Annotated in this window: 14 protein-coding genes, 2 tRNA genes, 3 rRNA genes and 1 pseudogene; 10 read left to right on the top strand and 10 right to left on the bottom strand. The window is 44.4% G+C overall.

The window, feature by feature from the left end:
• Nucleotides 1-35: 35 nt before the first annotated feature.
• The 5 genes and pseudogenes from LIN98_RS01415 to yihA all read right to left on the bottom strand — a co-directional run bounded on the left by LIN98_RS01415 (nt 36) and on the right by yihA (nt 5,316).
• Nucleotides 36-1,283: a PfkB family carbohydrate kinase gene (locus LIN98_RS01415; protein ID WP_005567021.1), complete on the bottom strand. Its 1,248-nt coding sequence runs from the start codon at nt 1,281-1,283 to the stop codon at nt 36-38.
• 9 nt (nt 1,284-1,292) lie between these two features.
• Nucleotides 1,293-1,643: a hypothetical protein gene (locus LIN98_RS01410; RefSeq protein ID WP_005585358.1), complete on the bottom strand. Its 351-nt coding sequence runs from the start codon at nt 1,641-1,643 to the stop codon at nt 1,293-1,295.
• Nucleotides 1,644-1,870: 227 nt separating this feature from the next.
• Nucleotides 1,871-3,619, bottom strand: coding sequence for a hypothetical protein (locus tag LIN98_RS01405; RefSeq protein ID WP_005559237.1), 1,749 nt, complete (start codon nt 3,617-3,619; stop codon nt 1,871-1,873).
• Between the two features lie 107 nt (nt 3,620-3,726).
• A pseudogene (locus tag LIN98_RS01400) lies at nt 3,727-4,587 on the bottom strand (YifB family Mg chelatase-like AAA ATPase); the annotation flags it as partial.
• 114 nt (nt 4,588-4,701) lie between these two features.
• On the bottom strand, nt 4,702-5,316 hold the full coding sequence (yihA, locus tag LIN98_RS01395; protein ID WP_005548244.1) for a ribosome biogenesis GTP-binding protein YihA/YsxC: 615 nt from the start codon (nt 5,314-5,316) through the stop codon (nt 4,702-4,704).
• A gap of 132 nt (nt 5,317-5,448) precedes the next feature.
• On the opposite strand from yihA, the gene LIN98_RS01390 reads away from it, so the two are divergent.
• Nucleotides 5,449-6,324 carry a VirK/YbjX family protein gene (locus tag LIN98_RS01390; protein ID WP_005567014.1) on the top strand — a complete coding sequence of 292 codons (876 nt, stop codon included), beginning with the start codon at nt 5,449-5,451 and terminating at the stop codon, nt 6,322-6,324.
• A gap of 95 nt (nt 6,325-6,419) precedes the next feature.
• On the opposite strand, the gene trmL is transcribed toward LIN98_RS01390, so the two are convergent.
• The 5 genes from trmL to metN form a co-directional block, all read right to left on the bottom strand.
• Complete coding sequence (gene trmL, locus LIN98_RS01385) at nt 6,420-6,896, bottom strand: tRNA (uridine(34)/cytosine(34)/5-carboxymethylaminomethyluridine(34)-2'-O)-methyltransferase TrmL (protein WP_005548246.1); 477 nt, start codon at nt 6,894-6,896, stop codon at nt 6,420-6,422.
• A 118-nt stretch (nt 6,897-7,014) separates the two neighbouring features.
• Nucleotides 7,015-7,512 (bottom strand): YbhB/YbcL family Raf kinase inhibitor-like protein, encoded by a 498-nt coding sequence (locus LIN98_RS01380; RefSeq protein ID WP_005548247.1) that lies wholly within the window; start codon nt 7,510-7,512, stop codon nt 7,015-7,017.
• Between the two features lie 105 nt (nt 7,513-7,617).
• Nucleotides 7,618-8,460: a MetQ/NlpA family lipoprotein gene (locus tag LIN98_RS01375; RefSeq protein WP_005548248.1), complete on the bottom strand. Its 843-nt coding sequence runs from the start codon at nt 8,458-8,460 to the stop codon at nt 7,618-7,620.
• A 34-nt stretch (nt 8,461-8,494) separates the two neighbouring features.
• Nucleotides 8,495-9,172 carry a methionine ABC transporter permease gene (locus tag LIN98_RS01370; RefSeq protein WP_005548249.1) on the bottom strand — a complete coding sequence of 226 codons (678 nt, stop codon included), beginning with the start codon at nt 9,170-9,172 and terminating at the stop codon, nt 8,495-8,497.
• On the bottom strand, nt 9,162-10,199 hold the full coding sequence (metN, locus tag LIN98_RS01365) for a methionine ABC transporter ATP-binding protein MetN (protein WP_005567008.1): 1,038 nt from the start codon (nt 10,197-10,199) through the stop codon (nt 9,162-9,164). Before metN ends, LIN98_RS01370 begins: the two co-directional genes overlap by 11 nt.
• 196 nt (nt 10,200-10,395) lie before the next feature.
• Between metN and gmhB the strand changes: the two genes are divergently transcribed.
• The 9 genes from gmhB (at nt 10,396) to rsmB (ending at nt 19,760) form a co-directional block, all read left to right on the top strand.
• On the top strand, nt 10,396-10,953 hold the full coding sequence (gmhB, locus tag LIN98_RS01360) for a D-glycero-beta-D-manno-heptose 1,7-bisphosphate 7-phosphatase (protein ID WP_025298113.1): 558 nt from the start codon (nt 10,396-10,398) through the stop codon (nt 10,951-10,953).
• Nucleotides 10,954-11,235: 282 nt separating this feature from the next.
• A 16S ribosomal RNA gene (locus LIN98_RS01355) occupies nt 11,236-12,775 on the top strand.
• An 83-nt stretch (nt 12,776-12,858) separates the two neighbouring features.
• Nucleotides 12,859-12,935: transfer RNA gene (locus LIN98_RS01350), tRNA-Ile, on the top strand.
• Nucleotides 12,936-12,984: 49 nt separating this feature from the next.
• Nucleotides 12,985-13,060, top strand: a tRNA-Ala gene (locus tag LIN98_RS01345).
• A gap of 279 nt (nt 13,061-13,339) precedes the next feature.
• Nucleotides 13,340-16,362 (top strand): 23S ribosomal RNA (locus LIN98_RS01340).
• Nucleotides 16,363-16,643: 281 nt separating this feature from the next.
• Nucleotides 16,644-16,759 (top strand): 5S ribosomal RNA (gene rrf, locus LIN98_RS01335).
• Together the 16S, 23S and 5S rRNA genes with 2 tRNA genes alongside form the textbook arrangement of a ribosomal RNA operon.
• Before the next feature lie 111 nt (nt 16,760-16,870).
• Nucleotides 16,871-17,383 (top strand): peptide deformylase, encoded by a 513-nt coding sequence (def, locus tag LIN98_RS01330; protein ID WP_005539504.1) that lies wholly within the window; start codon nt 16,871-16,873, stop codon nt 17,381-17,383.
• 65 nt (nt 17,384-17,448) lie between these two features.
• Nucleotides 17,449-18,405, top strand: coding sequence for a methionyl-tRNA formyltransferase (fmt, locus tag LIN98_RS01325; protein ID WP_005548324.1), 957 nt, complete (start codon nt 17,449-17,451; stop codon nt 18,403-18,405).
• Nucleotides 18,405-19,760, top strand: a complete 1,356-nt coding sequence (gene rsmB / locus LIN98_RS01320; RefSeq protein ID WP_249856138.1) for a 16S rRNA (cytosine(967)-C(5))-methyltransferase RsmB — start codon at nt 18,405-18,407, stop codon at nt 19,758-19,760. The genes fmt and rsmB overlap by 1 nt, the downstream gene beginning before the upstream one ends.

Raw genomic sequence — 19,760 nt, 5'->3', positions numbered from 1 at the left:
TTTATTTTTCCTTAGAAATTAGTTAATCTTTTTTACTATAATTTTTGGCTTTCCCATAGGGTGCGGTAAATAGCACTTACATAGTCTTTAATAACTATACAATCTGTCCCTTCCATCATCTTTAAGTCTTCTGATTTTTCATTTTCATTATAGACAATAACAGGTTTATTCTTTGCTGTAGCGTATCCTATTTCAAAAATAGTCCCAGAATCTTTTCCATCAAAGATGGCAAATATAATATCTGAATTATTTATTCCATCTATATCTTTAGGTACGACCATTATAGCATCTCCAGTTCCAATTTCATGATATGGTGAAAATACTATCAGTCCCATCTCACTCAATAACCTTCTAGTTTCATTAATAAGCCATATCTGTGAAAGAGTAAAAAAAGGACCAGCTAAATATACAGTTACTTTTTTCTCAGAATGTCTATGTGTTATGGGTTGTACTCGATTTTTCCAGTTAGTAAATTCCTCAAAGCTTGGATATCCTCTTGTTTCACAGTAATAGGCTGTAGCTTTAGAAGCTAACTCTGCAGCTTCAGTAGGTGTTTTCCCTTCATATATCCATTGATATGCAAAATGGGCAGAGAAACAATCACCAGAACCGATTTTCCATACGTTTTTTGTAAAATAACAAGGAACACTATCCTTCTTAATATATCTATCATTTAGTTTTTGATAAATATTAACTCCTCTAACTCCTTGCTTGATTATGACTACTTTAGCCTTGTTTTTAATTAATTCATAAGCAATTTCATCTAGGGATAAATTTCTATTTTTTATTAATTTATATGCCTCATTTGTATTTAAAACAATAGCAAGTTCGTTTGCAGTTGAACCATTTTCAGAGAAGTCCTTGGGAGAAATCGGATTTTGAGGGTCATAAACAACTTTGTTCCCAGAAATAGTAGGATTACCTTCAAGCATTCCAAATACAAGAATATTGTCTTCTATAATTTCATTTTGTTGAGCAAATTCAGTTGTTATTGCGCTAATTTGAGGAGTGGATAGCCCGTGTAAATAGTGAAATTTTATCGGGCGATAACTTTCTTTTAAAGAAGAGCATATTTCGAAGGAAGTTTTATAGATTCCAGCTCTCGCTTGTAAAATGTTAGCACTATCTTTATTTAAACAAGAATATAGCTTTGTAGCACAGCCTAGGGACTGTAAGACTGATAGAGCCCTTCCTCCAGAACCGTATAATTCATCCCAATGTGGCCAAGCGCACCGCTCAATATATACACCACCAATAACAGTAATACATTTATTATTTGACATAATTAAGACTCAGATATGTTTGATAGATACTTGAACTTGTCCTTCAATAATACTTTCTACAATAGCTATATATTTATGACCGTTCTCCATGCAAGTGAGGAGTTGTGGAAGTACAATCCCTCCCGCTCTATCATCATTTTTGTATGCTTCAATAGATGTAAATCCTTCTTGTTTGTTTATCTGTAAAGTTAAACGATCTCCAATAAGTAAGCTTTCTATAGTTTTGGGTTGTGGTGATATTAATTGAGTGCTTTTTTGTAGTAATTCACATGATGACGCACTATTACCTCCTTCAAAGCCTCCTATACCATTATTAAAGATCGGGTTATTTGAAAAATCACTATTACCGCTGCCAGACATATGTATTCTCCCTGTAAGATAATTATTTAAAATATTTGTACTACTAGACTTTATTTATTTTTATTGATAGTAAATATCAACCTTAAAATATTGTGATGTGAATCACATTTTAAATTGATTTTCACTTCTCCAACATTATGGAATAATCCTATTTTCTTTCTTTTTTAGCCAAAATATAAAATGGTTAAAAAGATAACGTAAGATTTTTTATTCATTACTCTCTTGTATTAGAGCAATTTAATGATACCGTTCCAAACCCAATTATTATTTGTCTTTTTAGCCTCCTTATGTCTAAATAACGACATTTTCCCGTCTTTAGAATCAACGTAATCGCTATTTACGCCCCCGCTTGATACGATTTCAATAAATAACTTAAATAGATTATCATTTCGGCTATAAACGTCACCTTCGCTTGACAAGAATTGTTGAATATTTTGAGTTTCGTAAACAACACTACTAAAACCTGAGTTCTCTTTTTCATTTCGAGCAGGGAAACTTAGTACAAAAAATGTTCTTTGTTGCACATCTACTCGCAATATTAACGCTGCGGCTGGATAGTATTGTTCCAGAGAATCAAGGATTTCGTCTAATGAAACTAACGTAAACTTATCGCTTTCGTTAAACCCTAGTTTAGGTGTGTACCAATAGACCTTCGCACCTTGTTCGTTGCGTAGGCGTTTAGCGTGTTCCCAAACGGTATTGAGGCGTGATTTACCTTCAATTTCTTGATTACTAGGAATATCATAGAAGCAGTTAGCCATACCTGTATTACCTGTTTTCCCTTGTTTCTCACCTACACCGTAATTTTCTGGTTCATCATAATTTAAGAATTTAACTTTGCCACCTTTTTCAGCTTCTTGAACAAGCTGAATACGGTTAATTGTTCGCTCTTCACCAAGTAATTTCAGATGTTCAATAACATCAGCCGTTACAAGGTTATTCACGTTATCTAATGCAATATCGAGCTTTTCAAGTTCATGTTCTCGCTCTTGTTTTCGCGTTCTGTATTGAGGTTCTCCGTCTTTTTGTCCTTTACCACCTTTATTTGTTTTTATTGCAGAATGGTAATAAAGGTTAATTGGCTCGCCTTGTGGTTGGCTAATCCCTGTAATTTGGCAGCAAAGCACTGAATTTCCTAACTCAATACCATAGAATGAAAGCATAATTGGTTTGTCGTGCCAGCAAGGAATGAGGTAATTCGGTTTTTCTTTACCTTTGGAAAGAATAACGTCAGCCATTACACTTTTCACCACCTTTTTCGTATAAGCATCATATTTCAAGTGATAAAGAAATACCGCATCTTTCGTGGAAAGGTTATTTGGTACGAATACACCCTTTTCTTTGAAAAACTCATTCAGACGTAACTTCTTCTCAACCTTGCTCCAGTTATCCGTAATCAATATACGTTTTAACTCGCTAGAATAGCCGTAGTGAGCCATAAAGAAATGTAGTGGATGAACGATATAAGACTTACTATCACCTTCAGGCTTAATAACAAGTAACCGATTTCCGTCCCCTTTAAATGTTCTCAAATAAGACGAATGAACATATTTATCCGCTTCAAATGGATGTGGTGATTCCTTATCCGTCCAAAGCGCCTTATAAGCCAATCCTTTGCTCTTTGAAAAGGTAACTTTAAACTCTTTAAGTTTGAACTTACATTCTGATTCACCGTTTTTCCAGATGCTGCCGAATGGAACTTTATGCAGGTAATTGATAGGCAAAGCAATCCGAAAGAAACTTTGACATTCTTCACCTGTTTTCTTGTTTATATAGGTAGGATTGGTTAAATTGATAAAAGTGACTTCAACGAGTGTTTTAGATTTATCTAGAGAAAGACGATTTTCATACCAAGTGGCAACATACTCATGCTCTTTATTGTAAAAACCGCGAAGAGGTTTTTCAAAATACTTTTCTAAATTAAGCGAACAACGCCAGCGAACTTTCTCTAATTTATTTTCGTTGAAATATGACATAATCCACTTCCTTTTCAGCCACTTAAATAGGTAAGTAGATTATAAATGATTTGGGTTATAAGGCGACAATTATTTGTATCGTTTGACAGTTATTTGTAATTTTAACAGCCGCCGCCGACCAATGCCGGCGTGGAAGCACTGTGATGGGGCGCACGGAAAGGACGTTGTTTCCAGTTATGAAAATTCAGTTCGTTTTGTACCAAACTTGCTACGGACGCGGTTTCAATGGCTTCCTGGTCGGTCATTTCCGGTAATAATCCGGTTAAACGGCTGGCAAGCATGGTTTTCCCGGTGCCGGGCGGACCGAGAAATAACAGATTGTGTTGCCCGGCGGCTGCGATCATGAGAGCACGTTTGGCGTGTTGTTGACCGATAATATCGGTGAGATCTTTCGGATTTTCATGGCAAAAATCCACCGCACTTTGTTGTGGTATTTCACCGGCAAGCGGTAATTCGTCCTGATTATTGAGAAATTGCACTACTTCCAATAAAGAATAGGCGTAATAAGTTTCCTGATCGGAAACCAGTGAAGCTTCATTAGCATTCCCTTGCGCGACAATGCATTTTCGTTTCGCCTGTTTTGCCGCCAGAATGGCGGGGATGACGCCGTGCACTGCGCGTAATTGCCCGGTGAGGGCAAGCTCGCCGATAAATTCAAATTGTTTCAGTTTTTCCGTATCAATATAACCGGAAGCGGCAAGCATGCCGATGGCAATGGGCAAATCGAAGCGTCCTCCTTCTTTGGGTAAATCGGCGGGGGCGAGATTGACGGTAACGCGTTTGGCGGGGTATCTGAATTCGGCGTTGAGTAAGGCGCTACGCCCCCGATCTTGGGCTTCTTTGACGGTTTTTTCCGGCAAGCCGACGAGAGTGAAACCGGGTTTACCGTTACTTAAATGCACTTCAATGGTGACCAACGGCGCCTGAACGCCCATGGATGCGCGGCTGTAAACGATGGCTAAAGACATGTTTGGCTCCGTAATACTGAACAGGGAATGCGGAGCGACAACATAAAAAAAGTGTGAAATGAAAGAAATTCATACCGCACTTTTTTGCGATCGGGATCGCAGAAATCGTCTTTTTTAGGCAAAAACCGGTGCAAACCACCCGTCTAATGTTGCCGCCAGACGATCGATACCGGTTCGTTTTAACGCAGAAAAGGCTTCTACCTGAATGTCGCCCCGGAACGGTAAAATCGCTTCACGCACCATTTTCATCTGTTTACTGCGTTCGCTTTGGCTTAATTTGTCCGCTTTGGTTAATAGCAATAACACCGGCAATTGAGATGCCACTGCCCATTCAATCATTTGCTGATCCAAATCTTTAAGCGGATGACGAATATCCATCAAAATCACGATACCGGCAAGGCATTCGCGTTTTTGTAAGTACTCGCCCAGTGCCTGCTGCCATTGCAATTTCATTTGCTCCGGTACGGCGGCATAACCATAGCCCGGCAAATCCACCAATTTACATTGCGGTTCCACTTCAAATAAATTAATGAGCTGGGTGCGTCCCGGCGTTTTAGAGGTGCGGGCAAGGTTTTTTTGATTGGTTAAGGCGTTCAGCGCTGTGGATTTCCCCGCGTTGGAGCGACCGGCAAAGGCGATTTCAATGCCGGTGTCTTCCGGCAAACTTTTCAGATTAGGCGAACTGGTTAAAAAATGGGTTTTGTGATAATTCAGTTTAATATACGACATGGTTTTCTCGTGTTCAACAATGATAATTTGGCGGCTAGAATACTTTATCGACACGAAAAAAACGATAAAAAAATGCAAAAAAGAAGGGATTATGCGAAAATACGCCAATTTTTTATTCTGTAAAAACTAAACATGACCGAACAACGTCCTTATCAATGGCCTGATCCGTTTTTGTTATATCCGGATCAAGGTAAAAAATCTTATCGTATGAAGCGTTTTCGCTATCATTTACGTTCGCTGTTACACTGGCAAACTATTAAAAAATTTGAGCGTTTTGTAAACCAAAATCCGTTGTTGGTGATGTTGCTCAATGCGCGCCCGGGTTTTAGTTACCCCTTGGTTCATCGCTTTTTGGATAAGCGTTTTAACTCACGGCAGCGTTTTGAAGAAATGTGCGCCAACCTGACATTTTTACCGGAAAAACTAACCGCACTTCACCTCCCACCTTTATGGCAACAGCCGATTTGTTTCGGCGAAGTGATTCCCGATTTTGAATTATATTTAACGATAAACGATTATCAGGCGATGGAAGGTTATTGGGCGTTGGAGTTGCGCTATAAGCCGACGCAGGAATTGGTTTATTTGCTGACCTTCGGGCGGGTACAAAAAGCCTTACTGATCGCCGTGATTCAAGGTCCGAACTTTGAAGGTTCAAAGGAAATGGTGAAATCACTGACCAAAAAATGTCACGGTTTACGTCCGGCCTATTTGATGGTGGAAGCCATGAAAGCCTTCACTCATGTTCTGGGCTATACCGCTTTGTGGGGAATTCCGCATAAATATCAAAACAAATCCCGTATCGTGCAAAGCAAACGTTATGTGGTGGATTATGATGCGATTTTTGCCGAATCTGCAGGAACGTTAAAAGAATATTGGGAATTGCCGTTACATTTTGAAACCAAGAATATGAATGATATTCCGAGCAACAAACGCTCGATGTATCGCAAGCGTTACGCCATGTTGGCACAATTGCAGGAAAATATGGCGGAAGCACTGAAAGTGCAGTAGGCATTTGAGTTAAAAAACATCGTAAAAAAACACCGCACTTTTAAAGACATTTAAGCCCATCACAGGATGGGCTTTTTGCTATCAGTTTAAATGTGTTATCGGTTTATATTCACCGCGCCCTCATAACCCAGCTGGCGCCAGGCTTCGTACACGGTGACGGCAACGGAGTTGGAGAGATTCATGCTGCGACTGTTGGCTGTCATGGGGATGCGGATTTTTTGTTCCGGCGGCATACTGTTTAAAATGTCCATTGGAATGCCACGGGTTTCGGGGCCAAATAGTAAATAATCACCCAGTGAGAATTTCACTTCGCTGTGCGCCGGTGTGCCTTTGGTGGTGAGTGCAAACAGGCGTTTGGGTTGTTCGCTTTGTAAAAATGCTTCAAACGTTTTGTGCTTTTTGATTTCCGCGAATTCGTGATAATCCAAGCCGGAACGGCGTAGTCTCTTGTCGTCCCAGGTGAAGCCCAAGGGCTCGATTAAATGTAACCGAAATCCGGTGTTGGCGCATAAACGAATGATATTTCCTGTGTTTTGCGGAATTTCCGGTTCGTATAAAACAATATCTAACATGATGTTCTCGGTGGAATAAAAATAAACGGCTAATTATAAGCATAAACCTTGCCGGCTAAAAGCGCTCATAAAAAATCCTCAGCACAACGCGAGGATTTGATGGCTGATTTTGGGCGGATTAAACGTTATACCAGCCCACCAAATAGGCTTCAGCCAAAATATGCCCCTGCATGGCGTAATGTAAGTCATTGAAGCGAAAGCCCTGTGGTAGGTTCAGTTTGGTATCAAGTGCATACACATATAGTTCATACCGATGATTGGAATTTGGCGGCGCCATGCCGCCGTAGGCGGAGGCTTCTTTAATGTCGAATTTGCCTAGCACGCTTGCCCAGCTGTTTGCCCCTTGTACAAAATCCGTGGCGGTTTGGCTTTCATTTTCCCGCACGGAAGTGCGTGCTAAATCGGCAATTAACCAGTGGATCCAGACAAAGCCTGAAGCCGTGATGGCATCTTTGTCTTCCAGCACCACGGCGAAGGATTTCGTGTCGGCGGGCGCATCGGTGATTTCAAAAGGAATGGAGTAGGTAGGCATACCGTTTGGGCTGAATTGACTGCCCCGTTTTCCGTATTTGTCGGCGAAATGCCCGTTTTCAATGGCTAAACTGGTGACTTTCATCTTAATTTTCTCCTTAAAAAACACTCAAAAGAATAACCGCACTTTTTGCCCTGATGGGCTGAAAAGTGCGGGCATATTTTACGGTGTTTTTCGCGGGGCTTCAAATTACCAGCCTTTTACCACGCCGTCTTTAAAGTGTTTTTTCGCTTCTTGTTCCACTTCCGGGGTTTGGTAGGCTTTCACGAAAGCCTGTACGGCTTTGCTGTCTTTGTTATCGGTCCGTGCCACGATAATATTTACATACGGTGAATCTTTATCTTCCACAAATACGCCGTGATCTTGCGCATTTAAGCCTACTTGACCGGCGTAGTTGTTATTCACTACCGCCAAATCAACGTCATCTAAGGCACGTGCCGCAACGGAGGTATCCACTTCTTTGATTTGTAAATTTTTCGGATTTTCAATGATATCTATAGAAGTGGAGAACAGGTTGGTCGGATCTTTTAATTTAATTAACCCTTGTTTTTCCAATAGAATCAACGCACGGGCAAGATTACTCGGATCATTTGGTACTGCAACTACAGCGCTGTCTTGTAAATCATTTACATTTTTGATTTTTTTTGAATAGCCGGCTAACGGGTAAACGAAGGTATTACCCACGATCACTAAGTTGTTCAATCCTTTCGCTTGGGAATCTTTGTCTAAATACGGTTTATGTTGCATTGCGTTAACGTCTAAATCACCTTTAGACACTGCAGTGTTTGGCAAGGCGTAGTCATTGAATAAAACGTATTCTACGTCTAAGTTGTATTTTTCTTTTGCCACTTTCGCTGCGATTTCAGCCACTTGGTGTTCCGGTCCTGCCATCACGCCCACTTTGATTGTTGCCGGGGCTTCTGCCGCCGGTTTGTCTGCCGGTGCGGCTTCCGGTTTTTTCTCTTCATTACAAGCCGTTAAGGCGAATACGGAGGCTAATGTTGCGACGCCTAATAATTTTTTCAAGTTCATAAAAGATCCCCTTTTTATGTCAGTGTGAAGTTAACTAACGATGATCGACACGTTTTGCCAAGTCATCGCCAAGTTTTTGTGAAATCATGACGAATACCACAATAATAATGGTGGCGACCCATTTTACATAGGTCATATTGCGATATTCACCGTAGTTAATGGCAAGGCTGCCTAAGCCACCGCCGCCGACGATACCTGCCATGGCGGAATAGCCCACAAGGGTGACCAGCGTCAGGGTGATGCCGTTAATGAGTGTTGGCAAAGCTTCCGGCAAATAGAATTTACGGATAATCTGCCAATTGGTGGCGCCCATGGCTTTTGCTGCTTCCGTTAAGCCTTTTGGAATTTCAACCAAGGCGTTGGCGGTTAAACGCGCCACAAACGGCATGGCACAAATACTCAGCGGAATAATGGCGGCAGTGGTGCCGAGGGTGGTGTTCAACACAAAACGGGTAAATGGCAACAAAATAATTAACAGAATAATGAATGGAATTGAACGTCCGATATTAATCACGATGTTGAGTATCAGATTTAAGCGGGCATTTTGTAAAATTTCGCCTTTGCCGGTCAGGAATGTCAGCACACCGAAGGGTAAACCGACGATCACCGCCAGAAACGTGGAAGCAAAGCTGATATACACGGTTTCATAAGTGGAAACCCACACTGTTTGCCACATTTGGGGCGTAAGTTGCGTTAAAAAATCATTCCACATAGCCTAGCACCTCAACGCGTACGTTATTTTCCATTAAATAGATTTTTGCTTGGGTAATGGCGTCTTCATCACCTTCCACTTCCGCCACGGTAAAACCGAATTTCACCCCGCCGGCATATTCAATTTGTGATGTTAAAATGCTTAATTCCACCCCGAATTTTTTTGAGGTCTGCGATAACAAAGGCGCATCTACGGAGCGGCCGGTAAATTCAAATTTAATAATCGGGTAGGATTTTGCGTGTTTTGGCGTTTGTAACAGATTATCTAGATACTCGTCAGGTAAATTGACGTTGAAGGTAGAACGAATAAATTGTTGTGCCAGTTCGGTTTTCGGATTGGAGAAAATATCACTGACGGAACCTTGTTCCACTAATTTTCCTTGATCGATAATCGCCACCGAATCGCAAATGCGTTTGACCACATCCATTTCGTGCGTGATTAACAGGATTGTGATACCTAAAGTGCGGTTGATTTCTTTTAACAATTTTAAAATGGATTGTGTGGTTGCCGGATCCAGCGCGCTGGTAGCTTCGTCGCACAATAACACTTTCGGATTACTGGCGAGTGCGCGGGCAATGGCGACGCGTTGCTTTTGACCGCCGGATAAATTCGACGGATAAACATTTCTTTTATCACTTAAGCCGACTAAAGAAAGTAATTCGTTGACTTTGCTTTCAATATTTTCTTTTGGCGTATTTTCTAATTCTAAAGGCAGGGCGACATTGCCGAAGACGGTACGGGAGCTTAATAAATTAAAATGTTGAAAGATCATGCCGATATTACGGCGTTCTAACACGAGTTCCGCATCGCTGAGTTGGGTGAGATCGTTGCCGTCAATGATCACGGCTCCCATGGTCGGTTTTTCCAACAGGTTAACGCAACGAATTAAGGTGCTCTTGCCGGCACCGGATGCGCCGATAACACCACAGATATATCCTTTCGGAATATCTAAAGAAACGTTATCAAGTGCGGTCAGTTTTTTGCCTGAAACGTCGAAAATTTTACTTACATTCTGTAGCTTAATCATATAAGCCCTTTTTGGTGTTTAATTTTTTATCGAAAGGAGCTTTGTATTCTAGACGTCTAGAATGCTATGTCAACATTTATCAGCTATATTCTTATAATTATTTGTTTCCATTTTAGGACAAAATGGCAGAAGGTTTGCACGACATAAAAATAAAGCAGATAATCAGCAAAATAATTTATGGACAGGATGAATAAAAATGAAAAAAGCGGTTTTTTTGGATCGTGACGGTACGCTCAATATTGACTATGGTTATGTGCACGAAATTAATCATTTTCGTTTTATTGACGGCAGTATTGAAGCATTAAAAAAATTAAAAAACATGGGTTATTTATTGGTGTTGGTCACAAATCAATCGGGAATTGCCCGAGGCTATTTTACGGAGCAACAATTTTTGCAACTGACGGAATGGATGGATTGGTCGTTGGCTGATCGTGGTGTCGATTTAGATGGAATTTATTACTGCCCGCATCATCCTGAGGCAAAAATTACTGAATTTAAGCAAGATTGTGATTGTCGTAAACCAAAATCAGGCATGTTATTGCAAGGGATTAAAGAACTGAATATTGATCCGAGCAGATCTATTATGATCGGCGATAAAACAGAAGATCTTTTGGCGGGGAAAGGGGCGAAAATAGGTACGACTATCTTAGTACGTACGGGTAAAGAGGTCACGTCGGAGGGAGAAAAGGAAGCCGATTATGTGCTGGATTCTATCGCGGATCTGCCCAGGCTAATTTCTGCACAAAAGATCTAAAAAATAACCAGTTGAAAATATTTTTAAATTTTTAGTAAAAAAGTACTTGCAAGGTAAGGATAAAAGCCTATAATACGCGGGCACAACGACGCGCCGTTGTAGGGTTTTATAGACAGCGCGTCGTTTTTTGTTCTTTAACAATCAATCATACAAACTGTGTGGGCACTTATAGATTCGTTTTAAATAATTTTAAGATTGAACTTAATAGGTGCCGGAAGATTCGTTTATTTATATTATTTATAATAGATTAATTAAGTCAGCTATTGAGGGATTAAGCTTTTTGAATTGAAGAGTTTGATCATGGCTCAGATTGAACGCTGGCGGCAGGCTTAACACATGCAAGTCGGACGGTAGCAGGAGAAAGCTTGCTTTCTTGCTGACGAGTGGCGGACGGGTGAGTAATGCTTGGGAATCTGTCTTATGGAGGGGGATAACGACGGGAAACTGTCGCTAATACCGCGTAGAGTCGGGAGACGAAAGTGCGGGACTTTATGGCCGCATGCCATGAGATGAGCCCAAGTGTGATTAGGTAGTTGGTGGGGTAAAGGCCTACCAAGCCGACGATCGCTAGCTGGTCTGAGAGGATGGCCAGCCACACCGGGACTGAGACACGGCCCGGACTCCTACGGGAGGCAGCAGTGGGGAATATTGCGCAATGGGGGCAACCCTGACGCAGCCATGCCGCGTGAATGAAGAAGGCCTTCGGGTTGTAAAGTTCTTTCGGTATTGAGGAAGGTTGGTGTGTTAATAGCATGCCAAATTGACGTTAAATACAGAAGAAGCACCGGCTAACTCCGTGCCAGCAGCCGCGGTAATACGGGGGGTGCGAGCGTTAATCGGAATAACTGGGCGTAAAGGGCACGTAGGCGGACCTTTAAGTGAGGTGTGAAATCCCCGGGCTTAACCTGGGAATTGCATTTCATACTGGGGGTCTGGAGTACTTTAGGGAGGGGTAGAATTCCACGTGTAGCGGTGAAATGCGTAGAGATGTGGAGGAATACCGAAGGCGAAGGCAGCCCCTTGGGGATGTACTGACGCTGATGTGCGAAAGCGTGGGGAGCAAACAGGATTAGATACCCTGGTAGTCCACGCTGTAAACGGTGTCGATTTGGGGATTGGGGTTTAGCCCTGGTGCCCGAAGCTAACGTGATAAATCGACCGCCTGGGGAGTACGGCCGCAAGGTTAAAACTCAAATGAATTGACGGGGGCCCGCACAAGCGGTGGAGCATGTGGTTTAATTCGATGCAACGCGAAGAACCTTACCTACTCTTGACATCCGAAGAAGAACTCAGAGATGGGTTTGTGCCTTAGGGAGCTTTGAGACAGGTGCTGCATGGCTGTCGTCAGCTCGTGTTGTGAAATGTTGGGTTAAGTCCCGCAACGAGCGCAACCCTTATCCTTTGTTGCCAGCGACGTGGTCGGGAACTCAAAGGAGACTGCCGGTGATAAACCGGAGGAAGGTGGGGATGACGTCAAGTCATCATGGCCCTTACGAGTAGGGCTACACACGTGCTACAATGGCGTATACAGAGGGTAACCAACCAGCGATGGGGAGTGAATCTCAGAAAGTGCGTCTAAGTTCGGATTGGAGTCTGCAACTCGACTCCATGAAGTCGGAATCGCTAGTAATCGCGAATCAGAATGTTGCGGTGAATACGTTCCCGGGCCTTGTACACACCGCCCGTCACACCATGGGAGTGGGTTGTACCAGAAGTGGATAGCTGAACCGAGAGGGTGGCGTTTACCACGGTATGATTCATGACTGGGGTGAAGTCGTAACAAGGTAACCGTAGGGGAACCTGCGGTTGGATCACCTCCTTACGTACGAACGACTTTAAGTGTTCACACAGTTTGTTTGATGGTTGTAGGCAATGGAAGAACGACATCGAAGACAAAATCCTGTTGGGTCTGTAGCTCAGGTGGTTAGAGCGCACCCCTGATAAGGGTGAGGTCGGTGGTTCAAGTCCACTCAGACCCACCACTTATACATCAAGAGCACTGAGTATGAGTGAAAGCCAAAGGATATGATTGGGGATATAGCTCAGCTGGGAGAGCGCCTGCCTTGCACGCAGGAGGTCAGCGGTTCGATCCCGCTTATCTCCACCAACATCGTCATAGTTAAGTTTATTTAAGGTATCTTTTAATTTCGATGAATGAATTTAACTATGATGATAGTGAGTCTATAGACTTACATTATTCTTATCTGTTCTTTAAAAATCCGGAAACAAGCTGAAAACGAGACTTTCAAGGAAGTCTGAGCGAGTGATTGAGAAAAGGCGATTACTCGACTTTAATTTAAAACTGTTATTAATCGCAGCGCGGGTATGCCACTTATGGTGAATATACTAATATCCTATGAGAGGGCAAGAATACTTGAGGTTGTATGGTTAAGAGACAAAGCGTACAAGGTGGATGCCTTGGCAATCAGAGGCGAAGAAGGACGTGCTAATCTGCGAAAAGCTCGGATGAGTCGATAAGAGGCGTTTAATCCGAGATATCCGAATGGGGAAACCCAGTGGGTGAAGAACCCACTATCATTACCTGAATCCATAGGGTAATGAGGCGAACCGGGAGAACTGAAACATCTAAGTACCCCGAGGAAAAGAAATCAACCGAGATTTTGTGAGTAGCGGCGAGCGAAAGCGAAAGAGCCTGTTAGTGATAGCGACAGAGACAGAGGAATGTGCTGGGAAGCACAGCGAGACAGGGTGATAGCCCCGTACTCGAAGTCTGGGTCGTGGTACTAAGCTAACGAGAAGTAGGGCGGGACACGTGATATCCTGTTTGAAGAAGGGGGGCCCATCCTCCAAGGCTAAATACTCCTGATTGACCGATAGTGAAGCAGTACTGTGAAGGAAAGGCGAAAAGAACCGGGGTGACCGGAGTGAAATAGAACCTGAAACCTTGTACGTACAAGCAGTGGGAGCCCGAAAGGGTGACTGCGTACCTTTTGTATAATGGGTCAGCGAGTTATATTTTGTAGCGAGGTTAACCGGATAGGGGAGCCGAAGGGAAACCGAGTCTTAACTGGGCGCTTAGTTGCAAGGTATAGACCCGAAACCCGGTGATCTAGCCATGGGCAGGTTGAAGGTTGGGTAACACTAACTGGAGGACCGAACCGACTAATGTTGAAAAATTAGCGGATGACTTGTGGCTGGGGGTGAAAGGCCAATCAAACCGGGAGATAGCTGGTTCTCCCCGAAATCTATTTAGGTAGAGCCTTGAGCGGACACCTTTGGGGGTAGAGCACTGTTTCGGCTAGGGGGCCATCCCGGCTTACCAACCCGATGCAAACTACGAATACCGAAGAGTGATACTCAGGAGACACACGGCGGGTGCTAACGTCCGTCGTGGAGAGGGAAACAACCCAGACCGCCAGCTAAGGTCCCAAAGTACTAATTAAGTGGGAAACGAAGTGGGAAGGCTTAGACAGCTAGGATGTTGGCTTAGAAGCAGCCATCATTTAAAGAAAGCGTAATAGCTCACTAGTCGAGTCGGCCTGCGCGGAAGATATAACGGGGCTAAAATTAGTCACCGAAGCTGCGGCATCAGGCGTATCACTAATACGCCTTACGATTAACAACTTGCGAAACGAAGAGAAGCAAGTTGGTCAAGCGCCAAACACGTTGAGACGGAAGTCATGACGGGAAGTGCGGTTGGGAATTGAGGAATATTAGTGATACGCCTGTTGGGTAGGGGAGCGTTGTGTAAGCGGAAGAAGGTGTATTGAGAAGTATGCTGGACGTATCACAAGTGCGAATGCTGACATAAGTAACGATAAAACGGGTGAAAAACCCGTTCGCCGGAAGACCAAGGGTTCCTGTCCAACGTTAATCGGGGCAGGGTGAGTCGGCCCCTAAGGCGAGGCTGAAAAGCGTAGTCGATGGGAAACGGGTTAATATTCCCGTACTTGGTAAAGCTGCGATGTGGGGACGGAGCAGGTTAGGTTAGCGTACTGTTGGATATGTACGTTTAAGTTGGTAGGTGGGGAGCTTAGGCAAATCCGGGCTCCTGTTAACACTGAGAGATGATGACGAGACTCTACGGAGTTGAAGTAACCGATACCACACTTCCAGGAAAAGCCACTAAGCGAAAGGCTTTACTAAACCGTACTGAAAACCGACACAGGTGGTCAGGTAGAGAATACTCAGGCGCTTGAGAGAACTCGGGTGAAGGAACTAGGCAAAATAGCACCGTAACTTCGGGAGAAGGTGCGCCGGCGTAGATTGTAAGGGCTTGCCCCTGAAGGTTGAACCGGTCGAAGATACCAGCTGGCTGCAACTGTTTACTAAAAACACAGCACTCTGCAAACACGAAAGTGGAGGTATAGGGTGTGATGCCTGCCCGGTGCTGGAAGGTTAATTGATGGTGTAATCGAAAGAGAAGCTCCTGATCGAAGCCCCAGTAAACGGCGGCCGTAACTATAACGGTCCTAAGGTAGCGAAATTCCTTGTCGGGTAAGTTCCGACCTGCACGAATGGCATAATGATGGCCAGGCTGTCTCCACCCGAGACTCAGTGAAATTGAAATCGCCGTGAAGATGCGGTGTACCCGCGGCTAGACGGAAAGACCCCGTGAACCTTTACTATAGCTTGACACTGAACATTGAATTTTGATGTGTAGGATAGGTGGGAGACTATGAAGTAGTGACGCCAGTCATTATGGAGTCGACGTTGAAATACCACCCTTTAACGTTTGATGTTCTAACGAGACATCGATTACAGGTGTTCGGACAGTGTCTGGTGGGTAGTTTGACTGGGGCGGTCTCCTCCCAAAGCGTAACGGAGGAGCACGAAGGTTTGCTAATCACGGTCGGACATCGTGAGGTTAGTGCAATGGTATAAGCAAGCTTAACTGCGAGACGGACAGGTCGGGCAGGTACGAAAGTAGGTCATAGTGATCCGGTGGTTCTGCATGGAAGGGCCATCGCTCAACGGATAAAAGGTACTCCGGGGATAACAGGCTGATACCGCCCAAGAGTTCATATCGACGGCGGTGTTTGGCACCTCGATGTCGGCTCATCACATCCTGGGGCTGAAGTAGGTCCCAAGGGTATGGCTGTTCGCCATTTAAAGTGGTACGCGAGCTGGGTTTAGAACGTCGTGAGACAGTTCGGTCCCTATCTGCCGTGGGCGTAGGAGAATTGGTTGGGGCTGCTCCTAGTACGAGAGGACCGGAGTGGACGCACCGCTGGTGTTCCGGTTGTGTCGCCAGACGCATAGCCGGGTAGCTAAGTGCGGGAGAGATAAGTGCTGAAAGCATCTAAGCACGAAACTTGCCAAGAGATGAGTTCTCCCAGACTTTAGGTCTGTAAGGGTTGTTAAAGACTATGACGTAGATAGGCGTGGTGTGTAAGCGTAGTGATATGTTGAGCTAACACGTACTAATTGCCCGAGGGGCTTAGCCATACAACGCTCAAGTGTTTTTGCGGGGGGCAGGAGCGCAGGGGATGTATTGATAAGAATAACGGTATTAGATTAAATTAAAGAGAAAGATAAAGAGAAAGAGAAGAAAAAGGATTGTAGCTCAGGAGAGGGAGTTGAGGGAAGGAAGTTGGTTTGAGGCTTGTTTTTGGAGAGGACGCGTATAGCGTGCAGGAAAGGAAGTAAGAAGGGAAAGAACGAGAGAAGCGAAGAGCGGAATAAGAAAGCGAAAGCGCGGAAAGGAGAGAGGATAGTCATCAAAGAATATTGGCGGCGATAGTGCGGTGGTACCACCTGAAACCATACCGAACTCAGAAGTGAAAGGCCGTAATGCCGATGGTAGTGTGGGGCATCCCCATGTGAGAGTAGGTCACCGCCAAGCCTGATAGGGAGCCCTGATGTGAGAGCATCGGGGCTTTTTGTTTTTATAGCGTAGAAATTCCATTGAAAAGACGCTACAATGTCGCACGTATTTCAAATCTCAAGAGAAATTATGACAGCTTTAAATGTACTTATTTACCCGGAAGAGCACCTTAAAGTGGTTTGCGATCCGGTCGTGGAAGTCAATGACAACACGCGTAAGATTATTGATAATATGTTTGATACCATGTATCAGGAAGGCGGTATCGGCCTAGCGGCACCGCAGGTGGATATTTTACAGCGTATTATCACTATTGATATTGAGGGTGACAAACAAAACCAGTTAGTGTTGATTAACCCTGAAATTTTGGAATCGGAAGGTGAAACCGGAATTGAAGAGGGTTGTTTGTCGATTCCCGGATTTCGTGCGTTAGTGCCACGTAAAGAGAAAGTGACTGTAAAAGCGCTGGATCGTCATGGCAAAGAATTCACCTTAAAAGCCGATGGTCTGTTGGCAATTTGTATTCAGCATGAAATTGATCATTTAAACGGTATTCTTTTTGTGGATTATCTCTCTCCATTGAAACGTCAGCGGATTAAAGAAAAGCTGATTAAAATGAAAAAGCAGATGGAAAAGCAAAAATAATTCTGAACTTCTAAAAAGTGCGGTAATTTTTCACCGCACTTTTATTTATCTATACGCAGAACATGATGAAACCACTCAATATTATCTTTGCCGGTACGCCGGACTTCGCTGCACGGCATTTACAAGCCTTACTCAATTCTTCCCATAACGTGATTGCGGTTTATACTCAACCGGACAAACCCGCCGGTCGGGGAAAGAAATTGCAATCCAGCCCGGTGAAACAGTTAGCCGAGCAACATCAAATTCCCGTCTATCAACCGAAATCTTTACGTAAAGCGGAAACACAAGCAGAATTGACCGCACTTCAGGCGGATGTCATGGTCGTTGTGGCGTACGGTTTGATTTTGCCACAAGTGGTGCTGGATGCACCGAAGTATGGCTGTCTCAATGTGCACGGTTCTCTGTTGCCGCGTTGGCGCGGTGCGGCGCCGATTCAGCGGGCGATTTGGGCCGGTGATGCACAAACCGGAGTAACCACTATGCAAATGGATGCAGGCTTGGATACAGGCGATATGTTGCACAAAGTTTATTGTGACATTACTTTGCAGGAAACTTCCGCCGGTCTATATGCCAAGCTGGCAGAAATTGCTCCCGCTGCGCTGGTTGAGGTGTTGGATCATTTAACCGACGGCACTTTTACCGCCGAACGCCAGGATGACGCGCAAAGTAGTTATGCCGAAAAATTATCAAAAGAGGAAGCAAAACTGAATTGGCAATTATCGGCGGCACAACTGGAACGCAATATCCGCGCCTTTAACCCTTGGCCTATTGCCTATCTGGAATTAACCGACGGGGCAGGCAATCCGCAAACCCTGAAGGTTTATCAAGCCGCTGTGCTGCCGCATACCAATAAAGCCCCCGGAACGATTTTATCGGCGGATAAGCACGGCATTCAAATTGCGACGGTTGACGGCGTATTGAATTTGTTACAGTTACAACCGTCAGGCAAGAAACCTATGTCCGCACAGGATTTGTTAAACGGGCGTGCCGACTGGTTTCAGGTCGGCAAGGCATTGCCATAATGAAAACGAGCAAAGCAAAAACGTCGGCGGAAACCACCGCACTTTCCGCCCGCACGGCAGCGGTACAAATTCTTTTTCATGTGCTGGAACAGGGGAAATCACTTTCATCCCTGTTGCCTGATGCTCAGGTGGTCATCAAAGCGCAGGATCTGCCGTTGTTACAGGAAATTTGCTTTGGCGTATGCCGTGTGTTGCCCCGTTTGGAACAGATTATTGCACAATTGGTTGATAAACCATTGTGCGGTAAAAAGCGTATTGTGCATTGCTTGCTGTTGGTCGGTTTGTATCAGATTTTATACACCCGTATTCCCGTTTATGCCGCCGTGGATGAAATAGTGAACACCGCTAAAAATCTGCAATTACAAAGTTTTCAGGGCTTGGTGAACGCCGTGTTACGTCGTTTTTTGCGTGAACAAGAAAGCATGCTGGCAAAAGTTGATAAACATTGGCAAACGCTACATCCCGACTGGTTGGTAAATAAGCTGAAAAAAGTGTACCCGAATTGGCGTGAGATTATCGAAGCTAATAACCAAAAACCGCCTATGTGGTTGCGGGTCAACACACAAAAAAACAGCCTGGAAACGTACTGCACTTTATTGACGGCACAGCAAATGGACGCGCAGATCACGTCCCATCCGCAGGCACTGGGATTAACGCAGCCGACTTCCGTGCAGTATTTGCCGTTATTTGCCGAAGGCGGCGTGACGGTGCAGGATCTCCATGCCCAATGGGCGGCGTTGTTGTTACAGCCGCAAAACGGTGAACTGATTTTAGACGCCTGTGCGGCACCGGGCGGCAAAACCACCCATATTTTGGAACTGGCACCGCAGGCGGAAGTCGTGGCTTTGGATGTGGAAGAAAACCGTTTACAGCGGGTAAAAGAAAATCTGGCGCGTATGCAGCAGCAGGCGACCATCGTATGCGGTGATGCGGCAAATCCGCGGGCATGGTTGACGAAATTGGGGAAAAGTGCGGTGCGTTTTGACCGCATTTTATTAGACGCACCTTGTTCCGCCACCGGTGTGATTCGTCGTCATCCGGATATTAAATGGCTGCGTAAAGAAGCGGATATCGAACCGTTGGTTGAACTACAAGAGCAAATTTTGCAGGCATTATGGCCGTATTTGAAACCGAGCGGGGTTTTGTTATACGCCACCTGTTCCGTGCTGGCAGAGGAAAACGCCCGGCAAATTGAACGATTTTTACAACACACACCGGACGCGCAACCTACGGCATTGAATTTGCCGGAAGAGGTGTTGGCGCGCAACCAAAGTGCGGTCGGTTTTCAGTTTATTCCACAAACGGATGGCGGCGACGGTTTTTATTACGCGAAATTGGTTAAACGCGAAAGCTAA

It is taken from the genome of Aggregatibacter actinomycetemcomitans (assembly GCF_023518055.1).
Classification (GTDB): domain Bacteria; phylum Pseudomonadota; class Gammaproteobacteria; order Enterobacterales; family Pasteurellaceae; genus Aggregatibacter; species Aggregatibacter actinomycetemcomitans.
This window is presented reverse-complemented; position numbering and strand designations above follow the sequence as displayed.

Coding starts and splice junctions, on each gene's coding strand:
- rsmB (WP_249856138.1), top strand. CDS start 18,405: ATGAAAACGAGCAAAGCAAAAACGTCGGCGGAAACCACCGCACTTTCC.
- LIN98_RS01390 (WP_005567014.1), top strand. CDS start 5,449: ATGACCGAACAACGTCCTTATCAATGGCCTGATCCGTTTTTGTTATAT.
- metN (WP_005567008.1), bottom strand. CDS start 10,199: ATGATTAAGCTACAGAATGTAAGTAAAATTTTCGACGTTTCAGGCAAA.
- trmL (WP_005548246.1), bottom strand. CDS start 6,896: ATGTTAGATATTGTTTTATACGAACCGGAAATTCCGCAAAACACAGGA.
- LIN98_RS01405 (WP_005559237.1), bottom strand. CDS start 3,619: ATGTCATATTTCAACGAAAATAAATTAGAGAAAGTTCGCTGGCGTTGT.
- LIN98_RS01370 (WP_005548249.1), bottom strand. CDS start 9,172: ATGTGGAATGATTTTTTAACGCAACTTACGCCCCAAATGTGGCAAACA.
- LIN98_RS01415 (WP_005567021.1), bottom strand. CDS start 1,283: ATGTCAAATAATAAATGTATTACTGTTATTGGTGGTGTATATATTGAG.
- fmt (WP_005548324.1), top strand. CDS start 17,449: ATGAAACCACTCAATATTATCTTTGCCGGTACGCCGGACTTCGCTGCA.
- LIN98_RS01410 (WP_005585358.1), bottom strand. CDS start 1,643: ATGTCTGGCAGCGGTAATAGTGATTTTTCAAATAACCCGATCTTTAAT.
- yihA (WP_005548244.1), bottom strand. CDS start 5,316: ATGTCGTATATTAAACTGAATTATCACAAAACCCATTTTTTAACCAGT.
- LIN98_RS01375 (WP_005548248.1), bottom strand. CDS start 8,460: ATGAACTTGAAAAAATTATTAGGCGTCGCAACATTAGCCTCCGTATTC.
- LIN98_RS01380 (WP_005548247.1), bottom strand. CDS start 7,512: ATGAAAGTCACCAGTTTAGCCATTGAAAACGGGCATTTCGCCGACAAA.
- gmhB (WP_025298113.1), top strand. CDS start 10,396: ATGAAAAAAGCGGTTTTTTTGGATCGTGACGGTACGCTCAATATTGAC.
- def (WP_005539504.1), top strand. CDS start 16,871: ATGACAGCTTTAAATGTACTTATTTACCCGGAAGAGCACCTTAAAGTG.